The 7,636-nt window shown below is 68.7% G+C and carries 9 protein-coding genes; 3 read left to right on the forward strand and 6 right to left on the reverse strand.

Annotated elements, in window-relative coordinates:
• Window positions 1–201 precede the first annotated feature (201 nt).
• The 6 genes from ACWFR3_RS10550 to ACWFR3_RS10575 form a co-directional block, all read right to left on the reverse strand.
• Window positions 202–753, reverse strand: coding sequence for a hypothetical protein (locus tag ACWFR3_RS10550; protein WP_453734175.1), 552 nt, complete (start codon window positions 751–753; stop codon window positions 202–204).
• A gap of 178 nt (window positions 754–931) precedes the next feature.
• On the reverse strand, window positions 932–1,717 hold the full coding sequence (locus ACWFR3_RS10555; protein WP_453734176.1) for an ABC transporter permease: 786 nt from the start codon (window positions 1,715–1,717) through the stop codon (window positions 932–934).
• The gene (locus ACWFR3_RS10560) at window positions 1,714–2,700 is read right to left on the reverse strand and encodes an ATP-binding cassette domain-containing protein (RefSeq protein WP_453734177.1); all 987 of its coding nucleotides are present in this window, start codon (window positions 2,698–2,700) and stop codon (window positions 1,714–1,716) included. The genes ACWFR3_RS10555 and ACWFR3_RS10560 overlap by 4 nt, the downstream gene beginning before the upstream one ends.
• 222 nt (window positions 2,701–2,922) lie before the next feature.
• Window positions 2,923–3,288 carry a DUF1048 domain-containing protein gene (locus ACWFR3_RS10565; RefSeq protein ID WP_453734178.1) on the reverse strand — a complete coding sequence of 122 codons (366 nt, stop codon included), beginning with the start codon at window positions 3,286–3,288 and terminating at the stop codon, window positions 2,923–2,925.
• Window positions 3,289–3,290: 2 nt separating this feature from the next.
• On the reverse strand, window positions 3,291–3,620 hold the full coding sequence (locus ACWFR3_RS10570) for a PadR family transcriptional regulator (protein WP_453734179.1): 330 nt from the start codon (window positions 3,618–3,620) through the stop codon (window positions 3,291–3,293).
• A gap of 273 nt (window positions 3,621–3,893) precedes the next feature.
• Entirely contained in the window at window positions 3,894–4,730 is an 837-nt protein-coding gene (locus ACWFR3_RS10575; protein WP_453734180.1) for a putative nonproteinogenic amino acid hydroxylase, read from the reverse strand.
• A 500-nt stretch (window positions 4,731–5,230) separates the two neighbouring features.
• On the opposite strand from ACWFR3_RS10575, the gene ACWFR3_RS10580 reads away from it, so the two are divergent.
• The 3 genes from ACWFR3_RS10580 to ACWFR3_RS10590 are packed head-to-tail and all read left to right on the forward strand — an operon-like array spanning window position 5,231 to window position 7,523.
• Complete coding sequence (locus ACWFR3_RS10580) at window positions 5,231–5,542, forward strand: phosphopantetheine-binding protein (protein WP_453734181.1); 312 nt, start codon at window positions 5,231–5,233, stop codon at window positions 5,540–5,542.
• On the forward strand, window positions 5,539–6,789 hold the full coding sequence (locus ACWFR3_RS10585; protein WP_453734182.1) for a cytochrome P450: 1,251 nt from the start codon (window positions 5,539–5,541) through the stop codon (window positions 6,787–6,789). The genes ACWFR3_RS10580 and ACWFR3_RS10585 overlap by 4 nt, the downstream gene beginning before the upstream one ends.
• Complete coding sequence (locus tag ACWFR3_RS10590; RefSeq protein WP_453734183.1) at window positions 6,786–7,523, forward strand: thioesterase II family protein; 738 nt, start codon at window positions 6,786–6,788, stop codon at window positions 7,521–7,523. The genes ACWFR3_RS10585 and ACWFR3_RS10590 overlap by 4 nt, the downstream gene beginning before the upstream one ends.
• The last annotated feature ends 113 nt before the right edge of the window (window positions 7,524–7,636 follow it).

Below are 7,636 nucleotides of genomic sequence, written 5' to 3' on the forward strand. Positions count from 1 at the left end.
CGACGCCGCCCGGCATTCCACCGGCCCGCGAGTTTCCGTCGAGTGCTCGGCGGGATGCTCGGGGTCGTGAGCTCCTCCGCGTGCCACGAGCCCGCGCGGAGCCCCGAACCGCCCGTCGGCGCCCCACATCCCCCGAGGGCACCGGCGGGCCTTCTTTCATGCCTGTCACGCAGGGGGCGACGCGGTGCGCCGGAGGAACCTTCAGGCCGCGTGGCACAGGACCGGGACCGTGGGGCCGGCCGGGTGCGCTGGGGGCGCTGGGTGCGCCATGGTCGCGTGTACGGGACGCATGACGCGCGGGGTGGCCGCGGCCTGTGAGCGGTTGCGGGTGAAGACGACGAGGCGCAGGACCATGAACCGTGCGACTCCCGCGAGCGCGGAGGCGGAGAGGTAGACGGCCTGCTCCAGGACCACGCCGGGCGATGCCACCAGCTGCTGCAGGACGAGCATCGCCAGGCAGGTGACCGCGTAGGCGGCCGCCGCCGAACCGGCGGACTGCGCGTGCTCGCGCCCGGTCGCCCGCCCGCCCGCGCCGAAGGTGAAACGGGCGTGCAGCTCGGTGGCCAGGAGCGTGGAGGCCGCGGTGATCAGGGCGTTGGCCAGGGCCCAGGGGATCCAGGACGCGAGGGCGGCCACGGCGAAGCTGGAGGCGATTCCCACTCCCCCGCCGCAGAGTACGAAGCGGGCGAAGGAGGCGAAGGCGCCGGGGGCGCTGGGGGCGGCCTGCTGACGTCCCTGTGCTGTTGCTGCCATGATCCGACCCCTTTCGCTGTCGAGAACCGCAGCGCGCGTCAGCAACGGCTGCCTCACTGAAACCGGGCCCCCCTCGACGCCGAAACGGCCCGGGACATGGACAGGGCGGCGTACGCCGACGTGGAGTCGGAGGACGCCGCCCTGGAGCGGGACGGCTGGAGGGCCGCAGCCCGCGCGCTTACTTCGCGTCGCGGTTGAACTGCGCCATCGACCAGCGGTAGCCGAGCACGATCAGGCCGACGCACCAGGCGAGGGCGATCCACCAGTCGTTGCCGATCTCGGTGCCGAGGAGCAGGCCGCGCAGCGTCTCGATGGCGGGCGTGAAGGGCTGGTACTCGGCGATGGGCCGGAACCAGCCGGGCATCGTGTCGGCCGGGATGAAGGCGCTGGAGATGAGCGGCAGCAGGATCAGCGGCTGGGCGCTGTTGGCGGCGGCCTCGGCGTTCGGGCTGGCCGCGCCCATGCCGACCGCGATCCAGGTGAGCGCCACGGCGAACAGTGCGAGCAGCCCGAACGCGGCCAGCCACTCCAGGGCCGTGGCGTCGGTGGAGCGGAAGCCGATGGCCACGGCGACGGCACCGACGAGGACCACGCTGGCGAGGCACTGCAGCACGCTGCCGATGACGTGCCCGATCATCATGGAGCCGCGGTAGATGTTCATCGTCCGGAAGCGGGCGATGAGGCCCTCGTTCATGTCCATCGAGACGTAGACCGCGGCCCCGATCACGGTGCTGCCGATGGTCATCATCAGGATGCCCGGCACGATGTAGGCGATGTAGTCGGAGCGGTCCGAGCCGCCGATGCCTGCGCTCATCACGTCTCCGAAGATGTAGACGAAGAGCAGCAGCAGCATGATCGGCGCGAGCAGCAGGTTCAGGGTTCCGGACGGGTAGCGCCGCGTGTGCAGGAGGTTGCGGCGCAGCATCGTGCTCGAGTCGCGGACGGCGAGGGACAGGGCGCTCATCGGACGGTCTCCTTGGTCTGGCTGATGACGTTGGCCGGGCCGGTCAGGGCGAAGAACACGTCGTCGAGGTCGGGGGTGTGGACGGTCAGCTCGTCGGCTTCGATGCCCTCCGTGTCCAGCCAGTCGAGGATGGAGCGCAGTTCGCGCTGGCTGCCGTCGCTGGGGATCTGGAGCGCCAGTGCCTCGTCGTCCGTGGTGACGTCGCGCAGTGCGGCGGCGGCGGACTTGTAGGCGGCCGGGTCGGAGAAGCGCAGGCGGACGTGCCCGCCGGGGATGAGGCGCTTGAGTTCTTCCGCGGTGCCTTCGGCGGCGATCTTGCCGTTGTTGAGTACGGCGATGCGGTCGGCGAGTTCGTCGGCCTCTTCGAGGTACTGGGTGGTGAGGAGGACGGTCACGCCGCCGGAGACCAGTCCGCGGATGATGCCCCACATGTTGTGCCGCGAGCGGGGGTCGAGGCCGGTGGTGGGCTCGTCCAGGAAGATGATCCGCGGGTCGCCGACCAGGGTCATGGCGATGTCCAGGCGGCGCTTCATGCCGCCGGAGTAGCTGGAGGCGGGCTTCTTGGCTGCCTCCACCAGGTCGAAGCGCTCCAGGAGTTCGGCCGCGACCCGGCGGCCCTCCTGCTTGGAGAGGTGGTGCAGGTCGGCCATGAGGAGCATGTTCTCCTCGCCGGTGATCAGACCGTCCACGGCGGAGAACTGACCGGTGACACCGATCGCGGCGCGCACCGCTTGGGGGTTGACGGCCAAGTCGTGGCCGGCGACGTGCAGTTCGCCGGCGTCGGCGGTGATGAGCGTGGAGAGGATCTTCACGGCGGTGGTCTTGCCGGCGCCGTTCGGACCCAGCAGCGCGAACACGGACCCGGCCGGGATCTGCAGGTCGATGCCGTCGAGCACGGTCTTGTCGCCGTACGACTTGTGCAGACCGACGGCGGAGATGGCGGCCGACGACGTGCGACCATCACTCGTTACGGATGTGGGCATGACAGATGAAGGCATGGGGCCCTCCCGATCGAAGGCTGAGGTTAAGGGGGGTGGTTGATGTGAGCACGGCCGTTGTGAGGGGGGCCGGGCGCGGCTGAAGTTGTTGCCCCTCGACGCATCGATATCCACGTCGTGCGGCGCCTGCAACTTCTCGCCGTACTTTCTCCAGGGTTTCTCAAGGCCCCACGCGGATCGCCGGTCAGGCAGTCGTGCGCGCGGTCATCAGGCCTCGTTCGCGGCTTGGGTGATGGCGTCGGCGAGTTGCTTGCGTGCCCGGTCGGGGACGTAGCCGCCCTGTGAGTAGTTCTGGGCGAAGGCATCGGCGAACTCCGCCGGGTCCTCGCCGGTGATGTCGCGGACCGGGGTGGCGTCGGCCGCGGCCTGCTCGAAGAGGTCGGCGAGGTCGTCGAACATCGCCGTGTTGGACTCGGCGTCGGCGGGCACGAAGTGCATCAGGTACCGCTCGATGGCCTCGGCCGCGGTGCGGTAGTTGTCGGGCAGGTCCTTCACGCGGGCCTTGTAGGCCCTCCACTGCTTCTTGGGCCCGACCACCTTGGCGATGAAGCCGCTCTTCTCGTCCTCGGACATGGTTACTTGCTCCCTTCGTTGAGCTGTTGCAGTCGTTCGGCGAGGAAGTTCCAGGTCTTCCAGAACTCGTCGAGGTAGTCCCGTCCCCGGGCGTTGAGGGAGTGCACCTTGCGCGGCGGGCCCTTCTCGGAGGGAACCTTCTCCACGTCGACCAGGCCCTGCTTCTCCAGCCGGACGAGCAGCGCGTAGATGGTGCCCTCGGCGATGTCGGAGAAGCCCTGTTCCCGCAGCCGCGCTGTGATCTCGTAGCCGTAGGCCGGCCGGTCCGACAAGGACGCGAGAATGATGCCCTCCAGGGTGCCCTTGAGCATCTCCGTCAGCAGCTTGGCCATGACAGCACCTCCCTCCCTGCGCTAGTAAGCGCCGTTGAGTACCGGTACACCGTAACGCTGACTACCGGTACTTAGCAAGACGGAATAGCGGAGGTGTGCGCCTGCACTGCGAACGCCCTGTTCAGCGGCCTCTCTTCACGGCACCGCCCGCCTGCAACTGGGCGGGCCTGGCGGGCGGTTCGTCCAACGGGGGTCGGTCAGAGCCCCCGGCCGGACGATGGTGACGAGACGGCTCACCCGGTGACGGGACGGCTCACCCGGTGTCGGGACGTCTCACCAGAGGAAGACCTCCCCGTCGGCCCGCTTCTCGATGCAGTACGTGCCGAACGCCCGCGCCTTCGCTGCCATGTCGGCACTCCCGGTGAGCCGCGCCGCCTCTTCGTACCAGTCGTACGTCATGGCCGCGTGCGAGCTCCGCTCGAAGTGGAACTCGACGAATCGGCGGAACTCCGCCCGCATGGACTCCGGGGAGAAGCTGCTGCCGACGCCGAGGAGTTCCTTCAGTTCGGCTTCGGACGCTTCGGGCCGCTCGATGATGCGGATGGGCTCGGTCGCGGGAACTTCCTTGCGGATCGCGATGGGCTCGTCGGCGCCGGCGAAGTCGAGGCAGAGGGAAAGACGGGCCGTCTCGGCGGAGCTGCGCGTCGAATGAGGGTCGGTCGTGTGTATCTTCCAGACCTCACCGCGGCGGAGGTGATACACGATGTCGTTCTCCGAATGGAGGTTTTCCTCGCTGGTGCGCAGCGGAATCTGCAGCCTGGTGCCCGGTTCGGCCCATTCGAGGAAGTCCACGTGCGGGGCGAGGATCGCGTCCTCGGCCCGGAAGATACGCACCCACTGCAACCGGTCCAGGGGAAAGTGCTCGGTCACCAGGGACATGATGCCCGGCAACTGCTTGCCCAGTTCGGTGAGGGCCATACGGCCGTCGTGGGGGCGGAAGGAGGTGTCGGAATCCGCGCCGCTGCCGTTGGCCAGCACGTGGGACGACCACGACCCGAAGGTGAAGGCGTCGTATTCGCCTCCGTACTCATGGCCGTCAACGATGGAGAACTCGGAATCCAGGTCGTACAGGTCGATGGGCAGCACCGCGAGCCTTTGTGACTTGAGCAAGGAAGTCCCTCCCCTTCAACAGTCAATTCTTCGACGTGCCAGGTAAGCTGCCGGGCAGGTCATTTCCGTCCGTCACCGTAACTGCTCCGGGACGCGTCGGCTTCGCTGCGCACACCGGCCCTTAGCCGACCTTGAGCATTCTTCGAGTAATCCTTGAGCGGATGATGTGATTCGCGCCGATCCGCATGTATCACAGGCGCGAAAGTGTCGCCCGGGGCCCCGGAAACCGGGCGCGGAAGAGCGTAAGTTGCTGTCCTGTTGCCGGGACAGGCGCTCTGCGGGGCGTTCGCTCACTGTCATCTCTTGTGCGGGGCTTCCCCGCCAAATATCTTGGCTTCGCGATGGCCCCCGGGCGTGAACAATTCACCAGGAGAAAACCCCGGACTCCTTTCAGCCATTCAAAGGATCTATCTCGCCCACAAGACGACGGAAAAGGCCCTCGGTGGCCGTGACGGCGTGGGCAGGGCACTCCCATTCGGCGCAGGAAGGAAAGGCTGGCTATGGAATCGTCGCCGCAGGTCAAGGAGCGAGAGGGGCAGGACGGGACTTCGGAGGGACAGGGCGCGCCTTCGGGTGCCCCCGGGCCGCTGGTGCAGGAGGTCTCGGCGCTGTGGGCGCGGCACCTCGACTGCGCCGAAGTCGGGGTGGACGATGACTTCTTCGCGCTCGGCGGCAACTCGCTGACCGGCATCAAGATCATCGACCAGGTGGCGGAGGACTACGGAGTCCAGCTGTCCGTGCGCGACTTCTACCTGGCGCAGACACCGGCCCGGGTGGCCGCGCTGATCGAGCAGGGCAGGGCAGTGGCGTGAGGCTGACGCCGGGCGCCCCGCGCGACATCGACCTCGATCGCGTCGACCTGTTCGACCTGGACCTGTACACGTCGGGCGATCCGCACCCGGTCTGGGACGTCATGCGGGAGAAGGCGCCGCTGCACCATCAAGTCCTGCCCGACGGCCGGGAGTTCTGGTCGCTCACGCGTTACGAGGACGTCTGCCGGGTGCTCGGCGACCACCGCGAGTTCACCTCCGAGCGCGGCACCGTGCCCACCCACCTCGGCACGGACGACGTGGCCGCCGGGGTGCTCCTCACCTCCACCGACCCGCCCCGGCACACCGAGGTCCGCAGGCCGCTGGGCTCCAAGCTCACCGCGCGGGCGGTGAAGTCCTGGGAGGACAGCATCCGCACCACGATCGTGCGCTTCCTCCAGCCCGCGCTCGACGGAGAAACGTTCGACCTGGCCGAGAAGGCGCTGCTGCTTCCCGCGATGGTGACGGGCCCGCTCCTGGGCATCCCGGCCAGGGACTGGGAGGAGCTCGTCCAGCTGACCGCGATGGTGACGGCCCCCTCGGACCCGCACTTCCTGCAGGGCAGCGAGGCCGCGACCCTGGCCATCTCCCACCACGAGCTGGTCACCTACGTGAAGGACTGGGTCAAAACGCGGCGCGCGTCCGGAGGCGAGGACGACAGCCTGCTCCAGCACCTGATGAGCGTCCGGCCGGGAGGCGAGGCGCTGAGCGACGAGGAGATCGCCCTCGACGGCTACAGCATCCTGCTCGGCGCCAACGTGACGACACCGCACACCGTTTCCGGCACCGTGCACGCCCTCATCGAGCGCCCCGAGCAGTTCGCCAAGGCGCAGGCCGACCCGACGCTGATCCCCAACCTGGTCGAGGAGGGCCTGCGCTGGACCTCGGCCGCCTGCAACTTCATGCGCTACGCCGTCGACGACGTCGAGATCGCCGGGGGCACCATCCCGGCCCGCGGCGCGGTCGTCGCCTGGATCGGCTCGGCCAACCGGGACGCGTCCCAGTTCACCGACCCGCACGACTTCGACATCACGCGGAGCAACGCCAAGCGGCAGGTGGCCTTCGGCTACGGGCCGCACTTCTGCATCGGGGCGCCGCTGACCCGGCTGACCCTGCGCGTCTTCTTCGAGGAGCTGCTCCAGCGGTTCGGCTCCATCGACCTCGCCGGTGAACCGCAGCACCTGCGGTCGTACTTCATCGCCGGGATGACCCACCTGCCCATCGTCGCCCAGAAACGAAGGACGCCATGACACCCGGCATCGCCACCGTCACCTCGCCGTGGTTCGTCCGGCCGCCGTCCGGCGATCACCGCGCAGAACTCTTCTGCTTCCCCTACTCGGGGTCCGGGGCCTCGGCGTTCAGCGCCTGGCCCGCCGCCATCGACGACGTCGAGGTCAGCCCGGTGCAGTTCCCCGGCCGCGAGAACCGGCTGGCCGCACCCCACTACGGCACCTACGACAACCTCGCCGCCAGCCTGGTGGAACAGCTGGCGCCGCGTGCCGACCGGCCGTTCGCGTTCTTCGGCCACCGCTCGGGCGCGCTTCCCGCGTACGAGACCGCGGTTCGGCTCGCCGAACGAGGCCTGCGCCAGCCGGACTGCCTCTTCGTCTCCGGCCAGCCGGCACCCCACGACGCCTCGCCCGACCGGATGCTCGCCGTGACCGAATCCGAGCTGCGCGCCGACCTGGAGCCGATCGTCCGCGGCCGGGGCATCGCACCGCGGCCCGACATGATCGACGGGGGCCTGGCCGTGCTGCTGCGTGATCTCGCCGCCGCGAGTGAGTACCGGCGGACGGAGCCCGTCGCGTTGGGATGCCCCATCGTCGTACTGCACTGGCGGGACGACCCCGACATGAGCCTCGACGAGCTGCAGGGGTGGCGTCAGTACGCGGATTCGGTCGAGTTCCGCGTCGTCGACGGCGGACACCACGATTTCCTGAAGGCGCCGGAGGAACTGCTGAAGCTGCTGGCCTCCTGGCGCTGAAGCGGTATCGGAGTCGGGCTCATCACCGCCGCTGGTGGGCCACTCCGCTGAGGAAAGACAAAGGAAAGACAAAGGGAAGACAACGGCCGATGGCCCACCGCGGGTATCCGCGG

The sequence above is a fragment of the Streptomyces sp. NPDC055189 genome, from assembly GCF_053606765.1.

Bases quoted from the DNA above. Each gene is read 5' to 3' on its own strand.
- ACWFR3_RS10550 (WP_453734175.1), bottom strand. From the start codon at position 753: ATGGCAGCAACAGCACAGGGACGTCAGCAGGCCGCCCCCAGCGCCCCC.
- ACWFR3_RS10570 (WP_453734179.1), bottom strand. From the start codon at position 3,620: ATGGCCAAGCTGCTGACGGAGATGCTCAAGGGCACCCTGGAGGGCATC.
- ACWFR3_RS10580 (WP_453734181.1), top strand. From the start codon at position 5,231: ATGGAATCGTCGCCGCAGGTCAAGGAGCGAGAGGGGCAGGACGGGACT.
- ACWFR3_RS10555 (WP_453734176.1), bottom strand. From the start codon at position 1,717: ATGAGCGCCCTGTCCCTCGCCGTCCGCGACTCGAGCACGATGCTGCGC.
- ACWFR3_RS10565 (WP_453734178.1), bottom strand. From the start codon at position 3,288: ATGTCCGAGGACGAGAAGAGCGGCTTCATCGCCAAGGTGGTCGGGCCC.
- ACWFR3_RS10560 (WP_453734177.1), bottom strand. From the start codon at position 2,700: ATGCCCACATCCGTAACGAGTGATGGTCGCACGTCGTCGGCCGCCATC.
- ACWFR3_RS10590 (WP_453734183.1), top strand. From the start codon at position 6,786: ATGACACCCGGCATCGCCACCGTCACCTCGCCGTGGTTCGTCCGGCCG.